The organism is Burkholderia sp. Bp9142, assembly GCF_003853415.1.
Taxonomy (GTDB): Bacteria; Pseudomonadota; Gammaproteobacteria; order Burkholderiales; family Burkholderiaceae; genus Burkholderia.
The window spans coordinates 180,401-198,626 of the sequence record NZ_QTPP01000002.1; the positions used below are offsets into that span (position 1 = coordinate 180,401).

Annotated in this window: 9 protein-coding genes and 1 pseudogene; 5 read left to right on the forward strand and 5 right to left on the reverse strand. The window is 68.5% G+C overall.

All coding sequences use genetic code 11. From position 1 onward, the window contains the following. Positions 1-434: 434 nt before the first annotated feature. Entirely contained in the window at positions 435-2,075 is a 1,641-nt protein-coding gene (locus DIE22_RS03575; protein WP_124604541.1) for a S8 family peptidase, read from the reverse strand. Between the two features lie 395 nt (positions 2,076-2,470). Between DIE22_RS03575 and DIE22_RS03580 the strand changes: the two genes are divergently transcribed. Beyond that, entirely contained in the window at positions 2,471-3,367 is an 897-nt protein-coding gene (locus DIE22_RS03580; RefSeq protein ID WP_124604542.1) for a glutamate/aspartate ABC transporter substrate-binding protein, read from the forward strand. Positions 3,368-3,491: 124 nt separating this feature from the next. Here the strand turns inward: DIE22_RS03580 and DIE22_RS39285 are convergent. Next, a pseudogene (locus DIE22_RS39285) lies at positions 3,492-3,728 on the reverse strand (hypothetical protein); the annotation flags it as partial. Positions 3,729-3,870: 142 nt separating this feature from the next. Between DIE22_RS39285 and DIE22_RS03590 the strand changes: the two are divergent. Further along, the gene (locus DIE22_RS03590; protein WP_124496390.1) at positions 3,871-5,118 is read left to right on the forward strand and encodes a multidrug effflux MFS transporter; all 1,248 of its coding nucleotides are present in this window, start codon (positions 3,871-3,873) and stop codon (positions 5,116-5,118) included. A 48-nt stretch (positions 5,119-5,166) separates the two neighbouring features. Here the strand turns inward: DIE22_RS03590 and DIE22_RS03595 are convergent, their stop codons facing one another. The 3 genes from DIE22_RS03595 to DIE22_RS03605 form a co-directional block, all read right to left on the reverse strand. Then, on the reverse strand, positions 5,167-5,856 hold the full coding sequence (locus tag DIE22_RS03595; RefSeq protein WP_124496388.1) for a hypothetical protein: 690 nt from the start codon (positions 5,854-5,856) through the stop codon (positions 5,167-5,169). A gap of 206 nt (positions 5,857-6,062) precedes the next feature. Next, complete coding sequence (gene pbpC, locus DIE22_RS03600) at positions 6,063-8,300, reverse strand: penicillin-binding protein 1C (protein ID WP_124604544.1); 2,238 nt, start codon at positions 8,298-8,300, stop codon at positions 6,063-6,065. A 7-nt stretch (positions 8,301-8,307) separates the two neighbouring features. Next, positions 8,308-14,343 carry an alpha-2-macroglobulin gene (locus DIE22_RS03605; protein WP_124604545.1) on the reverse strand — a complete coding sequence of 2,012 codons (6,036 nt, stop codon included), beginning with the start codon at positions 14,341-14,343 and terminating at the stop codon, positions 8,308-8,310. Positions 14,344-14,648: 305 nt separating this feature from the next. Between DIE22_RS03605 and DIE22_RS03615 the strand changes: the two genes are divergently transcribed. The 3 genes from DIE22_RS03615 to DIE22_RS03625 are packed head-to-tail and all read left to right on the forward strand — an operon-like array spanning position 14,649 to position 18,054. Further along, positions 14,649-15,155 (forward strand): sugar dehydrogenase complex small subunit, encoded by a 507-nt coding sequence (locus DIE22_RS03615; RefSeq protein ID WP_124496382.1) that lies wholly within the window; start codon positions 14,649-14,651, stop codon positions 15,153-15,155. After that, entirely contained in the window at positions 15,155-16,774 is a 1,620-nt protein-coding gene (locus tag DIE22_RS03620; RefSeq protein WP_124496380.1) for a GMC family oxidoreductase, read from the forward strand. The genes DIE22_RS03615 and DIE22_RS03620 overlap by 1 nt, the downstream gene beginning before the upstream one ends. A gap of 2 nt (positions 16,775-16,776) precedes the next feature. Beyond that, positions 16,777-18,054 carry a cytochrome c gene (locus tag DIE22_RS03625; RefSeq protein WP_124496378.1) on the forward strand — a complete coding sequence of 426 codons (1,278 nt, stop codon included), beginning with the start codon at positions 16,777-16,779 and terminating at the stop codon, positions 18,052-18,054. Positions 18,055-18,226 lie beyond the last annotated feature (172 nt).

An 18,226-nucleotide genomic window follows, 5' to 3' on the forward strand; every position in this document is an offset into this window, starting at 1 on the left:
GCGAACGGAACACGCGCGCAGCTCGCGCTGCGCGCAGCACGAACGCACGCGCGCGGCAGCGTACCGTTGCGCGGCGCGGGCATTCGGCGATATCGAAAAATTCGGCGGGGGATTCTGGCCGGTCAGGCCGGAAGGGCGCCGCATCCTGCTTCCCGGGATGCGGCAGAAGACGAGGCTCTGCGCGGTTTCCTCAGGCAGCAGTCAAGTTGGTCGAGGACCAACTACAACTCGCATCGGTGTTCACAGAACACTCCATGTAATCAGACGGGGGCGATGGTAATGGGTCGTCGTGCGAAGCGTCAACCCTTTTTTCCGCCCTTTTTTTCAGGCAATTCTTGCAGAACGTTAGCGCGGGGATGCCGGCTCCACGGATGACAAAAACCGCGCGCATGCCGTGCAGGCGTGCGCGCGGTTGCGTCGAGGCAGCGCGCCGGTTATTGCGGGGCCGCCGTGACGGCCGCACCTGCATCGGCGATGCCGGAGCCGGCCGGCAGTGCGGTGCACGACGTGCTGGCCGGCAGCATCGCCGCACGCGCGCCGCCCTGCAGCTTCTGCTGGATCTGCGCGGGCGTGAGATTGCCGTTCACCGACAGCATCAGCCCGACGATGCCCGTCACCTGCGGCGTGGCGAGGCTCGTGCCGCTCGCCGTGCCGTACGTGTCCGTGCCCGGCGTCGTCGTGCCGCTGTTGGCCGTCGACAGGATGTTGACGCCCGGTGCGCTCAGCGCGACGTCGGAGCCGAAGTTGCTGAACGATGCGCGGCGACCGGTCGCGTCGGTCGCGCCGACGGTGATCACGCCGCGGCAGTTCGCGGGCTGGTCGAGCGCGGTCGACAGGCCGTCGTTGCCGGCCGCGACGACCACGGTCACGCCCTTTGCGTTCACGTCGTCGATCGCCTGCTGGAAGGTCGCGCTGCACGCGCCGACGCCGCCCAGGCTCAGGTTGATGACCTTCGCGGGATTCGGGTTCGTCGGCACGCCGGCGACCGGAATGCCGGCCGCCCAGCGCATCGCGTCGGCGATGTCGCTCGTCGTGCCGCCGCACTTGCCGAGCACGCGCACCGGCAGGATCCGGCCGAGCCACGCCACGCCGGCGACGCCCATACCATTGTTGGCCGTCGCGCCGATCACGCCCATCACGCGCGTGCCGTGCCAGCTGCTGCTGCTCGGTTCGCTCGCGCAGTGATGGTACGGGCCGCTGGAATCGTCGAGTTCCTGCTGCGTGACCCAGTCGCCCGGATCGGCCGCATCGGTGCCGCGCGTCTGGCCGTTGTTGCTGGTGTTGACGTTCGAGATGAAGCTGTAGCCGGGCAGCAGGTTGCCGACGAGGTCGGGGTGCGGCCGATAGCCGGTGTCGAGCACGGCCGTGACGACGGTCGGCGAACCCTTGGTCCGCGTCCAGGCCGGCGGCGTATTGATGCCGACGCTCGCATCGGACAGATACCACTGCTGGCTGTAGGCGGGGTCGCTCGGCGTGTCGCGGATCCGCATCGGGTGATCCGGTTCCGCGTAGTCGACGTCGCCGTCGGCCGCGAATGCCTGCGCGAGCGCTGCCGCGTCGGCCGATTCGATGCGCTGGCCGATCGACAGCACGGCCGTGCCGTCCGACAGGGTCCGCTCGACCAGCACGTTCAGCGATGCCTGCGACGTCGTCACGGCCGCATACGCACGTGCGGCGCTGGCTGTCGTCGGCGCCGTCCAGCGCGTCATCGAGCGCTGGATCACCGCGTCGAGCCGCGTGCCGGTGTCGAGGGCGGCCATCGCACGCGTGGCCGTCAGCGTCTTCAGCTTGACGATCAGATGATCGACCGGCGGCTCGGCCGGCGTGGTCGTCTGGGCGGCCATCTGCACGGCGGCCTGCTGGGACGTGCACGCGTTGCTGCCGGAGGCGGGGGGCGGAGTCGTCGGGGCCGGCGCCGGGGCCGGTGCCGAGTTGGTCGGCGACGGGTTGCTGCCGTCGCCGCCGCCGCCTCCGCAGCCGGCGATCGGGAGCAGGGCCGCGGCGGACAGCATGCCGGCGAGCATGCGCGCATGGGCGGAATGGGCCAGCGCGAAATTGAAGCGTTTGGCTTTCATGTTGAAAGTCGATCCTCGGAGATAACCGTCGTGCCGGCGGTGGTGCCCGGTCCGGCTCAAACCGGACCTCGTTTTTTCTCTGGCGCGTGCGGGGTTTCCGCGACGCGACATGCATTGGGTAACGGCTGCTTTGGCGGCTTCTTGAATATGTTTTGTACGAAAGAAGGGCGGGACGCAAACGATTGCGGTGCTGCGCCGCAGCGCGAACGTGCGTTTGGAACGGATGACCGAACGCGCGGGGACGAGACCGCGGACGACCGGTCGGGCGCAATACGCTTCTTGCGCACCACGGAAAGCGACCGCTCGCGGCGGGCGCCTGACGCTTTCCCTGATACGGTGCAAATTTTGTCGGGCGTACGATCGCGATTCGATCAACGTTTCGTCAGGAGAAGAGCATGGATCGCCGCTTCCGTTGGCTGGCCGTCGCGCTGACCTGCGCGCTGGCGGGCACCGCGCACGCGCAGGCCCTCACCGGCACGCTGAAGAAGATCAAGGACACGGGCATCGTGTCGCTGGGTATCCGCGAATCGTCGGTGCCGTTCTCGTATTCGGACAACCAGCAGAAGAACATCGGTTACTCGCGCGACATCGCGGCGCGCATCATCGACGCGCTCAAGACGGAGCTGAAGGCGCCGAACCTGACGGTGAAGGAAATCCCGATCACGTCGCAGAACCGGATTCCGCTGTTGCAGAACGGCACGATCGACTTCGAGTGCGGGTCGACGACCAACACGCTGGAGCGGCAGAAGCAGGCCGCGTTCTCGAACAGCATCTTCCTCTACGGGATCCGCTTCAGCACGCGCAAGGAGTCGGGCGTGAAGGACTTCCCGGACCTGGCCGGCAAGACGGTCGCGACGACGGCCGGCACGTCGGACGAGCGCCTGCTGCGCAAGCTCAACGAGGAGAAGGGGATGAACATGACGATCATCAGCGCGAAGGACCACGCCGAAGCGTTCATGAACGTCACGACGGGGCGCGCGGTCGCGTTCGTGATGGACGAGCCGCTGCTGTACGGCGAGATCGCGAAGGACCGCAACCCGGGCGCGTACACGGTGGCGGGCACGCCGCTCGTGCATGAAAACTACGCGTGCATGATGCGCAAGGACGATCCGGCGTTCAAGCACGTGGTCGATGGCGTGATCGCGAAGATGCAGACCTCGGGCGCGGCCGAGAAGCTCTACGACCAGTGGTTCATGCAGCCGATTCCGCCGAAGGGCGTGAGCCTCAACTATCCGCTGTCGCCGGAGATGAAGCAGCTGTTCAGGAATCCGACGGATCAGGCGCAGTACTGATCGAAGCTTCGAAGCGGGATTGCATCGCAAATAAGGAACCGCCGGCACATGCCGGCGGTTTCGGTTTCCGGCCCGGTCGCTCGCGCGACGGAGCCGGGCATCAGCCCTTGATTTCCGGCCCGCGCGCGGCCGCCGGCGGCATGCCGCCCGACGACGAAGCCTGCCTCTCGACGCTCGCGCCGCCATGGGGGCTGTGCCAGCTCCCCGTGCCGACCTGCATCGCGCCGACGGACGTCCGGACGACGCGCGTCTCGGCCTCCACGGGCACCGCCTGCCCGTTGGACGGAGCTGTGCCGGGTGCTCGGGGCGGCTTGGCGAGGAACGTAAACGGGCACCCGGCGCGGTTCGGAATGTGCCGCAATCGGCATTCAACCTCGCCCGCGCCATGGGATTCCTGTCGCGCCGCGCAACAACAGGCACAATATGCGCTTCGCCACGCACCGTTGTTCGTCATTCGAACAAGCTGGCGCGTGTCGCCGCCGTCCGAATCCTTCCCGGTTGTCATGAACGCCTCGCTCACTCCCGCGCGCGAATCGAACTCGCCGCGCTTCCTGTTGTTCCTGATCTGCCTGTTCGCCTCCGCCGGCCAGCTCGCGATCGACATCTACGTGCCCGCGCTGCCCGACATGGCGCGTTCGTTCGCGACCACGCCGCAGGCGATCCAGTCGAGCGTGTCCGGCTACATGGCCGCCTATGCGCTCGGCCAGCTGATCTTCGGCCCGGTCGCGGATGCGTACGGACGCAAGCGCGTGCTCGCGTTCGGGCTCGTCATCTACACGATCGGGTGCCTGCTGTCGCTCGGCGCGCCGAACCTGGAGACGTTCGTGCTGGCGCGCTGCCTGCAGGGCTTCGGGATCGCGACCACCAACCTGCTCGCGAAGGCGATCATCACCGACTCGTTCTCGGGCCAGGCGCTGATGCATGCGTTCACCTACATGTCGATCGCATGGGGGCTCGCGCCGATCATCGCGCCGGTGATCGGCGCGCACCTGCAGGAATGGTTCGGCTGGCGCGCGTGCCTCGTGTTCCTGCTGGTGTATTCGCTGGTGATGTGGGCGCTGTTGTGGCACTACCGGGAAACCTTGCCGAAACCGGTCCGTCTCGAGCCGCGCACGCTGATGGCGAACGCGGGCAAGGTGCTCGCGAGCCCGGTGTTCCAGAGCTGCTTCCTCGCACAGGGGCTGTGCTACAGCATCCTGCTGGTGTTCAATATTGTCGGACCGTTCATGGTGCAGACCACGCTGCACAAGCCACCGACCTTCTTCGGTTATCTCGCGCTCGGGATCGGGCTGATGTATTTCCTCGGCGGGCTGTCGAACCGGATGCACGGGCGCGGGCTGCCGAGCGCCGAGCAGCGCTTGCGCATCGGCGCGCGCGTGATGGCGGCCGCGGCGGTCGTGATGCTCGTGCTGGCGCTGACCGTCGGCCTGCGCGTATGGACGCTCGCGACGCCGGTGCTCGTGATGGGCTTCTGCGCGGGCGCGATGTATCCGACGCTGATGGCCAAGGGCAATTCGCTGTTTCCGCATATCGCCGGGCTGACGAGCGCGATCCTCGGGTGCGCGCTGCTGCTCGTGTCATCCGCGATGATGGGCCTCGCCGGCTTCGTGTCGGTGCAGGTGCTGACGCCGCTCGCGGTGTTCTTCGTCGCATTGTCGTTCATCGTCGTGTGGATGGTGACGAAGCTGCTGCGCTACCTGACGCAGCAGCAGGCCGCGAGCGTTGCTTGCGGAAGCGGGGAGGCGGCGTAAGCCGAGCAGGCTGCATGAGAGTGCGTGCCGCAACGGCACGCCGGCCGCTCACAGTGGCTGCGCCGCGCCTGCCTGCGCCAGCAGCGCAACCGCGGCCGGGTCCGGCATTCCGTTCGAATCGATCGCGCCGGCCTTGGCCAGCGCGTCGAGATCGCTGTCGACGCCCGGTTGCCCGACCACGAACGGCGTCGTCAGGAAGGCCGGTGTCGACAGTGTGACCGAATAGCGCTGCTGCAGATTCGTCACCACCGCCGATTGCGCGGCCTGCACCGTACCCGGGCTGCCCATCACCCTCTGGAAGTGCGCATTCCCCTGAAAATTGCCGATCAACCCGGCCGTGTTGGTGCCGAGCTGCGCGGCGAGATAGACGAGCATCAGATCGGTCTCGGGCGTCGTGTTGAAGGTGCCGCCCGCATAGGCGAGCGAATGCAGGCTCGTGCCGCCCGACGCAACGGTGATCACGCACGGCAGCACGGCGTTGACCGTCACGCGGTAGTTGCCGCCGCCGTCGGTCAGTGTCGTCGCCGAGCCTTGCGCGCAACTCACCGTCACCGATGCGCTCGCGAGTGCGGTGCCGGTGGCGGCCGTGCCGGACAGCGCGACGGTTTGCGTGTTGTCGTTGAAGCAGACGTCGACGCCGAAGCAGGCTTCGCCGTTGCAGCCCGCAAGTGCCGCGACGGCGGTGACGCAGGCGGCGCCCAGCGCGGGGCGGAGGAAGCGCGGATGGCAAGGGTTCATGGTCGCGGGCCTTTGAGATAGTGGGGCAACCGGTGGGCGCAGGAGGTGCGGCGCCGCTCATATTTTATGTCCCGAATCGGCGCGCTGCTTGCCCGTTTGGCCCGTTTGTGCCCGCTTGTGCCCGCTTGTGCCCGGGGGAGGCACTGCCGGTCGGAGCAGAAGCCGAACGCCAACGCAGCCGGCCAGTAAGCGTCTGGCCCGGCCACTCACGGCTTGCGCGCTGCCGTCTTCGCGAACGCGCCGCGCACCTCGAAGCCGATCGCATCCGCGACGTTGCCGCGCGCATCGACGAGTTCCAGCCGGTGCCGGCCCGGCCACGGCATCCACGCGATGCGGTCGGCATGGCCGATCACCTTGTCGTCGAGCCGCCACGCGAACCGCGCGGCATGTCCGGACGAGCGCTCGAACCAGATCCGCTGATTCTTCGGCGGAATGTCCGGATCGATCGCGAAGATCGTGCCGTCGGTCGGCGCGCCGATCGTCAGCGGCGCGCGCGCGCCGTCCTTGCCCGGCGTGACGGGCGCCGCGAGCCGGATCGTGTCGAGCGCCGTGCCCGCGACGAACCACTCGTTGCGCGACGGTTCGACGTCGCGCTCGAACGCGATGCGACGCGTTTCGACGCCGGCCGGCGGCTGCGGCGCACGGCTCGGCAGGTCGCGGTGCAGGTAGCCGACGACGGCCGACCATACCGGCGACGCACCCGTCACCCCCGACACGTCCCACATCGGCGAGCCGTCCGCATTGCCGACCCACACGCCGACCGTATAGCGCGACGTGAAGCCGACGGTCCAGTTGTCGCGCATGTCCTTGCTCGTGCCGGTCTTGACCGCCGAAAAGAAGCGCGTCGCGAGCGGGTTGTCGAAGCCGAACGTGCGCACGCGCGCGTTGTTGTCGGAGAGGATGTCGGTGACGACGAAGCTGGCCGCTGCGCTGAATACGCGCGTGCCGTGGTCCGCCCGCCCGGGTGTCGACGCGCCGGAAGCAGTCACCGACGCAGGCAGGTCGACGACCTTGCGCGCGACGCCGCCGTTCGCGAGCGCGCGATACGCATTGGTCAGCGACAGCAGCGTGACGTCCGCGCTGCCGAGTGCGAGGCTGAAGCCGTAGTAGTCGCCTTCCTGCGCGAGCGGCAGCCCGAGCGCGGTCAGCGTGCGCGCGAAGCGGTGCGGCGTGACGAGCACGAGCGTGCGCACGGCCGGCACGTTCAGCGAGCCGCCGAGCGCGCTGCGCACGCTCACCCAGCCCTTGAAGTCCTTGTCGTAGTTCTGCGGAATGTAGAGACCGCCGCCGGCCGCGAGGTTGATCGGCGCGTCGTCGAGCAGCGACGCGGCGGTCAGCCGCTTCTCGTCGATCGCCTGCGCGTAGAGGAACGGCTTGAGCGTCGAGCCGGCCTGGCGCGGCGCGAGCACGGCGTCGACGTCGCGCGCGCTGGACAACGCACCCGACGAACCGACCCATGCGCGAATCTCGCCGGTCGCGTTGTCAATCACGACGACCGCGCCGTCCTGCACGTTGCGCCGGTGCGCGGGCGCGTTGAGCTCGGTCAGCGCGCGCGTCAGCGTGTCGCGCGCGAAGCGCTGCAGCGGCGCATCGAGCGTCGTGCGCACCTGCGCGCCGGCCGCCGGCTTGACCTCGGCCGCGATGCGGCGCGCGAAGTGCGGCGCGAGGGCGGCACCGTCGTCGCGCGCGGCGTTGGCCGGGCGGGCGATCACGAGCTGCACGTAGCCGTCGAGCGACGCGCAGGCCTGTTCCGCATGCATGTCGCGCAGGATCCGGCACGCTCGCTCGGCGACCTTCGTGGGTGCCGCGTTGGGCGCGCGCACCAGCGCCGCAGCGATCGCGGCCTCGCGCGCGTCGAGGCCGGACGGCGCCTTGCCGAACAGCACCTGCGACAGTGCGGCGAGCCCGACCGTCTCGCCGCGGAACGGCACGAGATTCAGGTAGGCCTCGAGGATCTGGTCCTTGCGCCAGCCGCGTTCGAGCAGCAGCGCGTTCATTGCCTGCGTGGCCTTCTGCGGCAGCGAGCGCTGGCCCGAGCGGCGCGGCGAATCGCTGAGCAGCCCGGCGAGCTGCATGGTCACGGTCGACGCGCCGCGCGTGCGCTCGTTCCACAGGTTGCCCCACGCCGCGCCGGCGATCCCGCGCCAGTCGACGCCGCTGTGTTCGTAGAAGCGCTTGTCCTCCGACACGACGATCGCCTCGCGGAACGCGGGTGACACGTCGGCGAGCGACACCCAGTCGCCGCGCCGTTCGCCGAGGTCGACGCGCGTGCGCTGCAGCGGTGTGCCGTCGCGCGCGAGCAGCACCCAGTCGGAACTGCGCCAGTTGCGCCGCACGTCGTCGTAGCCGGGCAGCGCGTGCGCGACGAGCGGCGCGGCCAGTACGACGGCGACGAATACGCGGCCGGCGAAACGCGCCGGCCGCGGCAAGACCCGATCGATCATCGCGTGCTCACGACTTGCCCGCGTCGGCCGGCTTCACGGTCATCGGCGGGTTCGGCCACAGGCCATACACGGACGGTGCGTACAGCGCCTCGACGCGCGTCGGCGGCAGCCCGAACGTGCCGACGTTGTTGAGCCGCACCGTGTACTCGACCGAGAATTTGCCCTTCGGCAGATAGTCGTAATACGCGCGGTAGCCGTCGAAGTCGCGCTCGATGAACGCGGGCCACGCGCCGTCGGGCCGCTTTTCGTCCTGCGTCGCGGCTTCCGAATCGCGGCCAAGGCCCGAGCCGAGAATCGTCGCGCCCGCCGGGATCGGATCGTTGACGACGACCCACGTCATGTCGCTCTGCGCATCGATGTCGAGGTGCACGCGCACGACGTCGCCGCGCGTCAGCACGCCCTTGACGGCGGGCGACACGGGCGTGACGGTCTTCGTGATCCGGTAGCCGGCCGCGAACGCCGCGCGCAGCGGCACGGCCGCGAGGCTCTCGACGGTCGCCCACGGGCGGCCGGTGCCGTCCTGCGTGACGGACAGCGTGGCCGGCGCCTGCGACGCACGCGGCCACGGCATCAGCACGCTGCGCGCGGCGGCGGCGCGCGTCGCGGCGGTGGCCGATGCGGGGGCGTCGGCGGGCGCCGGCGCCTGCGACCACGCAATCGCGCGCTCGTTGCCGCCGAGCGCGACCTTCGTCGTGCCGGCGACCGGCGTGCTCTCGTAGGTGCGCGAGAAGCGCTCGATCGCGAGCTGGCCGAGTGCGTTCGAGGTCGTGGTCTGCCATGCGCCCTGGCGTTGCAGCGCGAGCAGGCCGGCCGTCACGCGCGGCATCTCGTCCTTCCACGCCGGGTCGCCCGCGAATTCCAGCGCGAGGCGTGCGGCGTTGGTCTCGTTGCTCGTCATCAGCCACCACAGGTCGTCGTCGCGCGCGGTCGAGAACACGAGCTGCGTGCCCTGGTACGTGAGGCGCGCACGCAGGATCTGCTCGACCAGCGCGCGCTTCGCGTCGCGCTGCGGGATGTCCTTCACGCGCGTGAGGACCGCGTGGTAGTCGATCACCGCCGACGTCGGCCACTGGTTCGGCGCGATCTCGATCGAACCGAGCATGCGGCCTTGTGCTGCACCGTAACGCGACAGCGCCTCGATCGCGGCGAGCTTGCGCAAATCGCGATCCTGGCGCGGCGCCCACGCGTTGCGCTCGATGCGGCCGTCGACGAAGCGCGCGAGCCCGGCCTCGAGCTGCGTGCGCAGGTCTTCCGGCAGCGCGAAGCGCGGGTCGAGGCGGCTGGCCTCGTCGGCGACCACGAGCAGGTACGACGACAGCGTCGGGCTGCCGTAGTGCGCATCGTCGGACGACGGCGGGAAGTAGCTCGCGAGCCCGTCGCTGTCGAGGTAGACGGGCATGCGCGCAACCAGCGCCTGCCATTGCGCTGCGTCGTGCAGGCCGATCGCGCGTGACGTCTGCTGTTCGAGGCAGCGGTACGGATAGCGCTCGAACCAGCGTCGCACGCCAGGCAGCCCGTCCGCGAGCTTCGACTGCAGCGACACGGCGATGCCGCCGCGCGGCGCGCCCTGCGCGTTGCTGACGGCGCCGGCCGGGGCCGACACGGGCACCGTCAGCGTGCCGTCGACCTGCGCGAGCGTGGCCTGCTGCACGGTCACCGGCAGCGCGGGCACGACCTTCTGCGCGACGGCCAGCGCATCGGACGCGCGCTTGCCGCCTTGCTCGGCCGCCTCGATGCGCCAGTTCAGCGCGCCGGCCGCGTCGAGCGCCTGCTCGGGCACGGTGATCGTCCACGCGACCTCGGCCGCCGCATTGGCCGCGAGCGACACGGTCTGCGGCGCGACCTCGAGGCCCGTCACGCGCGGCGTCACGACGACCTGCATCGCGCGGTCGGTCGTGTTGCGCAGCGTGACCTGTGCGCGGAACGCATCGCCTTCGCGCACGAGCGGCGGCAGGCCGGAGATCAGTTGCAGGTCCTGCGTGCTGCGAATCGACGTGCTGCCGGTGCCGAAGCGGTCGGGGCCGACCGCCGCGATCGCGACGATCCGGAAGCGCGTGAGCGCGTCGTTCAGCGGCACCGCGACGGTCGCGCTGCCGTTCGCGTCGAGCGTCACGCGCGGATTCCACAGCAGCAGCGTGTCGAACAGCTCGCGCGTCGGCGCGCTGCCGCCGCCGCCGCCGGCCGGTACGGCCTTGCGGCCGAAGTGGCGGCGGCCGACGATTTCCATCTGCGCGGTGGCCGTTTCGACGCCGTATGCACGGCGCTGCAGCATCGCGTCGAGCAGGTCCCAGCTGTGGTTCGGCATCAGTTCGAGCAGCGCCTCGTCGACGGCGGCGACCGCGATCTGCGTGCCGGCGGGCGCGGGCTGGCCGTTCGGCAGCGTGACCTTCACGTGCGCCTGGGCCTTGCCGCGCACCGTGTAGCGCGTCGCGTCGGTCGTCACGGTCACGCCGAGACGATGCACGCCCGTGCCGACCTTGATCTCGCCGAGGCCGTAGCGGAACGCGGGCTTCGACAGGTCGACGAACGCGGTCGGCGCTTCATGGTGACGGCCTTCGCGCCAGAATGCGCGCGCCCATTCGACCGGCGCCTTCCAGCCCCACGTGAAGAACGAGTACCACGGCACCTCGCGAATCCGGCCGCGCAACGCGAGCACCGACACGTACACGTTCGGCCCCCACGATTCGCCGACCTTCAGGTCGACGGTCGGGTTCTTGCCGTTCAGTTCGACGATGTGCGTCTCCATCACGCCGCCGCGTTCGACCGCGACAAGGGCGGTTGCGTAGCGGAACGGCATGCGCACCTGGAAGCGGGCCGTCTCGCCCGGCTCGTAGGACGTTTTCTCCGGAATCACGTCGATCCGGTCGGTGTTGTCGCCGCCGAACCAGAGTTGATCCTCGCGCGTGACCCAGACCGACGTCGACGCGTTCGACGTGCGGCCGTCGCCGTCCTTCGCGACCGCGATCAACTGCACGTTGCCGGCCTGTTCGAGCGTCGCGTCGCAGGCCATGCGGCCCTTGTCGTCGGTCTTGCCCGAGCACAGCACGCCGAGGTCGCGCGTGTCGCTCTTGTTGTCGTACGCGTAGAAGCCGCCGACCATCCGCTTGCGCGACGACGTCGTGACGTGCGCGACGCCCTTGATCTCGATCGGCACCGACGCGCGCGCCTTGCCCTGCAGGTCGACCGCGAGCGCCTGCACCGGCACGCGCTGGCCGACCGACACCCAGCGGCCTGCCTTGATGCCGGCCACGACCGCGGCCGGCCACAGGATCGTGTCGCCGCGGATCGTCTGCACCTCGCCGTTCGGGTCGGCGAACGTCGCCTCGAGCGCGATGCGCTTCGGCGCGTCGACATCGGGCAGGCCCTTGAGCGTGACGGAACCCGCGCCGTTGCGGTCGAGCGTCAGCGGCAGCTTGTCCGCGATCAGCTTGGTTGCGTCCGGGTCGTTGTTCGCGGCCGATGCGTTGTCGCCGTCCTGCGAATCGTCGTCGGCGTTGCCGTCGCTCCGCTCAGGACGATAGGGCGTGAAGCTGAAATCCTCGAAGCGATCCGCGAACGGGGGCGATGCCCATTTCATCAGCGCCGACACCTGCACGGGCAGGTTCGATGCGCCGCCGCCCGACACGTAGTCGATCTGCACCGCGAGCGGTGCTTCCTTGACCGCGACGAGCGGGCTCTTCTGCGCGTCGCGCGCGCTGATCGTCCCTTTGAGCACCGGCAGGCGGAACGCCTCGGCGCGGAAGCTGCCGCTGTAGTAACTGGCGGTCGGCGCATCGTCCGGGCCGCCTTCGAGCGAGACGCTGTATTCGCCGAGCTTCGCCGCGGGCGGCAGCGTGAACTGCGTGTCCGCGCTGTGGTCGGCCGACCACGTGAGCGGCAGCTTGTAGGTCTGGTCCGAGCCGAGATGGCGGATCGTCACGCGCGTCGGGTATTGCGCCGGGAACGCGAGGCTCTGCAGTGTCTCGGTGCGCAGGAAGTGCTTCATCGACACGGTTTCGCCGGCACGCAAGAGCGTGCGGTCGAACACGGTGTGCGCACGCACGGTCGGCGCGCTGTCGGTGTCGGTCGGCACGTTGAAGCGCCACGACTCGATCCCGCGGTTCCAGTTCGAGCTGACGAACGCCATGTCGGGGCCCGTCTTCGGATCGTCGACGCGCGCCGACACGAAGTAGTCGTCGAAGCGTTCCGACTGGCTGCATTCGTGCTTCGGCTCGAATGGGCCGTCGATCTTCAGCAGGCCTTGCGCATCGGTCTTGCCGGACGCGATCTCGTCGCCGTTGCAATCCGACACGCGGATCCGCGCATTCGGCACCGGCTTGCCCTTGTCGAGCGTCGTGACCCACACGAGGTTGTTCTCGCGGCCCTGTTTCAGGTGCACGCCGAGGTTCGTGACGAGCACGGTGGTGCGCACGTACATGCTCGACGGCTTCGCGAGCAGCGAGCGGCCGAGCGCGGGCGACGCGAGTTCAAGCACGTAGAAGCCGGGCTTGTCGATCGGCACGCCGACGACCTCGAACGGGCGCAGCGTCTTCGGATCGGCCTTCGGCAGCGTCAGCGCCTGCGCACCCGGTTCGCCGGTGAGCAGCGACAGCGAGCGCACGTCGATGCGGCGGTTCTGCGGCGCGGGCATCTTCTCGCCGGCCTCGAGCGGCACGTAGACGGGGTGCTGGCCCTTGCGCCGGAGCAGGCCCGGCATGCGCTCGTCGATCGTGCCGGCCGTCATCGACCAGTTGTCGAAGCGCTCGACGGTGCGCATCCATTGACGGATCGCGGTGTCGTCGTCGACCTTCAGGTTCGAGAATTGCGCGCCGCGCGTGTTGAGGCCCGCGATGTGCAGGTCGGCCTCGACGTTGCGCAGCGTGACGGGCACGAGCGCGGGCGTATCGGGTTCGGCGAAGCGCTCGACGATCCCGAAGGTGCCCGACGAGAATTTCGCGAGCGGGGGCATCGGCGCGGTGCGCGTCGCCAGCGGGAACAGGTCGGCGTTCGCGAGCGAGCGGTCGGTCACGTCGCGCAGGCCCGACGGCAGCTCGATCGTCAGGTTCGCCTGCGCGGGCAGCGGCGGGTTGAACGTGACGGTCGTCACTTCGTCGCTGTGGTCGTCGGCCGCGAAGGTCGGTGAAAGCGAACCGTCAGGGCCGCGCAGCTTGATCGCCTCGGCGTTCTTGCGCGAGATCGGCGCATTGAACGACAGCGTCAGCGGCCGCAGCGGCGTGCAGGGCGCCTTCGCGTTCTCGCGCTCGCACGAGAAACTCGCGGCGAACGGTGCGCGCACGGTGAAGTCGAAGCGGCGCTCGGTGTCGTTCGCGATGCCGCTCGGGCTCGCGACGCCCTTGCCGTAAACGAGCTGCATCTTCGCGCTCGCGGGCAGTGCCTGCGCGCACGACAGCGTCAGCACGCGCGCGGCGTCCTTCTTCAGCCCGAAGTGGTCGAGCAGCGCGTTGCGCGCATCGTCGTCGGCGGCCGTGACGGGGATACGGTTGCCGATGCCGGCCGCTTCGCACCAGATGTTCGCGAGCGCGGAGCGCGGCTCGGCCGGGCCGTTCAGCTTGAGCACGAAGACCTGGCGCTCCTCGATCTCGCGCGAGCCGGGGCGCACCGTCACCGGGAACGGGCCGCCGGTTTGAAACGTGAAGCGGCGCGGGCCGCTGACCGCATTGCCGGCGACCGAGCGCAGCGTGTCGTTGAGCGCGACCGAGCAGCGCACGCCCGGCGGCAGGTCGTTCTCGAAATCGTAGACCCACGTCTTGTCGTCGAGCCAGTGGCCCTGGCCGCGTGCGGCGGTGGAATCGTTGCAGGTCATGCGCGCGGGTGGCGGCGCGGATGCCGAGCCGAACGCGACCATCGGTTCGTCGAACTTGACGACGCTCTGCCGGACTTCGGTGACGGTGCCTTGCGGCGATACGCTCACCGTGCGTGCCGCGAGTGCGTGCAGCGAGAGTGCCGCGGCGCCCCCGAGTGCGGCGACCGCGCCGATGCGCCAGAGCAGCCGTGTCGTGTGGTTGGATTGATGCGTGTTGTTGTGTTTGTCGTGCTGCTCCATCGCTCGATGCCCTCGGAGGGAAGCTTTCTGTTTGATTGCACGGGATTCTAACCGACGGGCAGGTGAGCGGATGACGGGAAGCGGCGTGTCGTCGGCTTGCGACATACACTGCTTCCCAGTGCGCAATTGTCGCGTCGACGACACAAAATTGCAGCGAAATGTCGGTTGTCTCGGATTGCGGAACAATTAATGGACTATAAAAGCATTGTTCAATCCGAATTGTGCGCGTACATTTCAGGGCCGCGCGAAAGTTTGAGAAATATCAAGCGTGGTTTTCCCGAATCCGGTGTTCGAGAGAAGGAAACATGCACAACGACAACACTCCCCACTCGCGTCGCGAAAGCGACGCAGCCGCAACAGGCATCACGCGGCGTCAATGGCTGCAGGGCGCACTGGCGCTGACGGCGGCGGGCCTCACGGGCTCGCTGGCGTTGCGGGCCCTGGCCGATAACCCCGGCACCGCGCCGCTCGATACGTTCATGACGCTCTCCGAAGCGCTGACAGGCAAGAAAGGGCTGAGCCGCGTGCTCGGCGAACGCTTCCTGCAGGCGTTGCAGAAGGGCTCGTTCAAGACGGCCGACGGTCTGTCGCAACTCGCCGGCGCGCTCGCGTCCGGTTCATTGAATCCCGATCAGCAGGCCTCCGCGCTGTCGATTCTCGAAGCGTGGTATCTCGGCATCGTCGACAACGTCGTGATTACGTACGAGGAAGCATTAATGTTCAGCGTCGTGTCCGATACGCTCGTGATTCCGTCGTATTGCCCCAACAAACCCGGCTTCTGGGCCGAAAAACCGATCGAGAGGCAAGCCTGATGGCCGATACCGATACGCAAAAAGCCGACGTCGTGGTCGTCGGATCCGGTGTCGCAGGCGCGATCGTTGCGCACCAGCTCGCGATGGCAGGCAAGTCGGTGATCCTGCTCGAGGCAGGCCCACGCATGCCGCGCTGGGAAATCGTCGAACGCTTCCGCAACCAGCCAGACAAGACGGACTTCATGGCGCCGTACCCATCGAGCGCTTGGGCGCCGCATCCGGAATACGGCCCGCCGAACGACTACCTGATCCTGAAGGGCGAGCACAAGTTCAACTCGCAGTACATCCGTGCGGTGGGCGGCACGACGTGGCACTGGGCCGCGTCGGCGTGGCGCTTCATCCCGAACGACTTCAAGATGAAGACGGTGTACGGCGTCGGCCGCGACTGGCCGATCCAGTACGACGACCTCGAGCATTACTACCAGCGCGCGGAGGAAGAGCTCGGCGTGTGGGGCCCCGGCCCCGAGGAAGACCTGTACTCGCCGCGCAAGGAGCCGTATCCGATGCCGCCGCTGCCGTTGTCGTTCAACGAGCAGACGATCAAGCGCGCGCTCAACGGCCATGACCCGAAGTTCCACGTCGTGACCGAGCCGGTTGCGCGCAACAGCCGTCCGTACGACGGCCGGCCGACCTGTTGCGGGAACAACAACTGCATGCCGATCTGCCCGATCGGCGCGATGTACAACGGCATCGTGCACGTCGAGAAGGCCGAGCAGGCCGGCGCGAAGCTGATCGACAGCGCGGTCGTCCACAAGCTCGAGACCGGTCCGGGCAAGCGCATCGTCGCCGCGATCTACAAGGACAAGACGGGCGCCGACCATCGCGTCGAAGGCAAGTACTTCGTGATTGCCGCGAACGGCATCGAGACGCCGAAGATCCTGCTGATGTCCGCGAACCGCGATTTCCCGAACGGCGTCGCGAACAGCTCCGACATGGTCGGGCGTAACCTGATGGACCACCCGGGCACCGGCGTGTCGTTCTACGCGAGCGACAAGCTGTGGCCGGGCCGCGGCCCGCAGGAGATGACGTCGCTGATCGGTTTCCGCGATGGCCCGTTCCGTGCGACCGAAGCCGCGAAGAAGATCCACCTGTCGAACATGTCGCGCATCAACCAGGAGACGCAGAAGATCTTCAAGGCCGGCAAGCTGATGAAGTCCGACGAGCTCGACGCGCAGATCCGCGATCGTTCCGCGCGCTACGTGCAGTTCGACTGCTTCCACGAAATCCTGCCGCAGCCCGAGAACCGCATCGTGCCGAGCAAGACGGCCACCGACGCGATCGGCATTCCGCGCCCGGAAATCACCTACGCGATCGACGACTACGTGAAGCGCGGCGCCGTGCATACGCGCGAGGTCTATGCGACCGCCGCGAAGGTGCTGGGCGGCACGGAGGTCGTGTTCAACGACGAGTTCGCGCCGAACAACCACATCACGGGCGCGACGATCATGGGCGCGGATGCACGCGACTCGGTCGTCGACAAGGACTGCCGCACGTTCGACCATCCGAACCTGTTCATCTCGAGCAGCTCGACGATGCCGACCGTCGGTACGGTGAACGTGACGCTGACGATCGCGGCGCTGGCGCTGCGGATGTCGGACACGCTGAAGAAGGAAGTCTGACCGTGCGAAAATCTACTCTCACCTTCCTCCTCGCCGGTTGCCTCGCACTGCCCGGTCTCGTGCGCGCGGCCGACTCGGCCGACCCCGCGCAGATCAAGCGTGGCCAATATCTCGCGGTCGCGGGCGACTGCATGGCCTGCCACACCGCGAAGGGCGGCAAGCCGTTCGCCGGTGGCCTCGGGATGCCGGTGCCGATGCTCGGCAAGATCTACACGAGCAACATCACGCCGGATCCCGACACGGGCATCGGCAACTGGACGTTCGACGACTTCGAGCGCGCGGTGCGTCACGGCGTGTCGAAGAACGGCGACAACCTGTACCCGGCGATGCCGTACGTGTCATACGCGAAGATCAACGACGACGACATGCGGGCGTTGTACGCGTACTTCATGCACGGCGTCGAGCCGGTCAGGCAGACGCCGCCGAAGAACGAGATCCCCACGCTGCTGAGCATGCGCTGGCCGCTGAAGATCTGGAACTGGCTGTTCCTGAAGGACGGCGCGTACCAGCCGAAGCCGGCGCAGAGCGCCGAGTGGAACCGCGGTGCGTACCTGGTGCAGGGCCTCGCGCACTGCAGCACGTGCCACACGCCGCGCGGCATCGCGATGCAGGAGAAGTCGCTCGACGAGACGGGCGGCAGCTTCCTGTCGGGCTCGGTGCTGGCGGGCTGGGACGGCTACAACATCACGTCCGACCCGAACGCGGGGATCGGTGGCTGGACGCAGCAGCAGCTCGTCCAGTACCTGCGTACCGGCAGCGTGCCGGGCGTCGCGCAGGCGGCCGGGCCGATGGCCGAGGCGGTCGAGCACAGCTTCTCGAAGATGAGCGACGCCGACATCGGCGCGATCGCGACGTACATCCGCACGGTGCCGGCAGTCGCAAACGGCGACGCGAAGCAGTCGCGTTCGGCGTGGGGCAAACCGGCGGAAGACGGCCTGAAGCTGCGCGGCGTGCCGCTCGCGTCGTCGGGCATCGATCCGGCGCGGCTGTATCTCGGCAATTGCGCGACGTGCCACCAGATGCAGGGCAAGGGCACGCCGGACGGCTATTACCCGTCGCTGTTCCACAACTCGACGGTCGGCGCGTCGAATCCGGCGAACCTCGTGCAGGTGATCCTGAACGGCGTGCAGCGCAAGGCCGGCAGCGAGGACGTCGGGATGCCCGCGTTCCGCAACGAGCTGTCGGATGCGCAGATCGCCGCGCTCGCGAACTACCTGACGGGGCAGTTCGGCAACCCGGCCGCGAAGGTGACCGAGCAGGACGTCGCGAAGGCGCGTTGACGCCTGCGCGGCAGGACGCGAAGCAGGGCGACACTGACAAGAGGAGGAGCACAGCACATCGGGCGGGCCCGATGCCGGTTGTTGCAGAGCAGGACGGGCGGCACTGGCCGCCGCCCGTCCTGGTTCGTTGGCAATCCGGTGCGCGCGGTTCGCGCATCGCTTTCGTTGATCA

What these genes read in the sequence shown, in the direction of transcription:
- DIE22_RS03575 (WP_124604541.1), bottom strand. Translation starts at nt 2,075, where the DNA reads ATGAAAGCCAAACGCTTCAATTTCGCGCTGGCCCATTCCGCCCATGCG.
- DIE22_RS03580 (WP_124604542.1), top strand. Translation starts at nt 2,471, where the DNA reads ATGGATCGCCGCTTCCGTTGGCTGGCCGTCGCGCTGACCTGCGCGCTG.
- DIE22_RS03590 (WP_124496390.1), top strand. Translation starts at nt 3,871, where the DNA reads ATGAACGCCTCGCTCACTCCCGCGCGCGAATCGAACTCGCCGCGCTTC.
- DIE22_RS03595 (WP_124496388.1), bottom strand. Translation starts at nt 5,856, where the DNA reads ATGAACCCTTGCCATCCGCGCTTCCTCCGCCCCGCGCTGGGCGCCGCC.
- pbpC (WP_124604544.1), bottom strand. Translation starts at nt 8,300, where the DNA reads ATGATCGATCGGGTCTTGCCGCGGCCGGCGCGTTTCGCCGGCCGCGTA.
- DIE22_RS03605 (WP_124604545.1), bottom strand. Translation starts at nt 14,343, where the DNA reads ATGGAGCAGCACGACAAACACAACAACACGCATCAATCCAACCACACG.
- DIE22_RS03615 (WP_124496382.1), top strand. Translation starts at nt 14,649, where the DNA reads ATGCACAACGACAACACTCCCCACTCGCGTCGCGAAAGCGACGCAGCC.
- DIE22_RS03620 (WP_124496380.1), top strand. Translation starts at nt 15,155, where the DNA reads ATGGCCGATACCGATACGCAAAAAGCCGACGTCGTGGTCGTCGGATCC.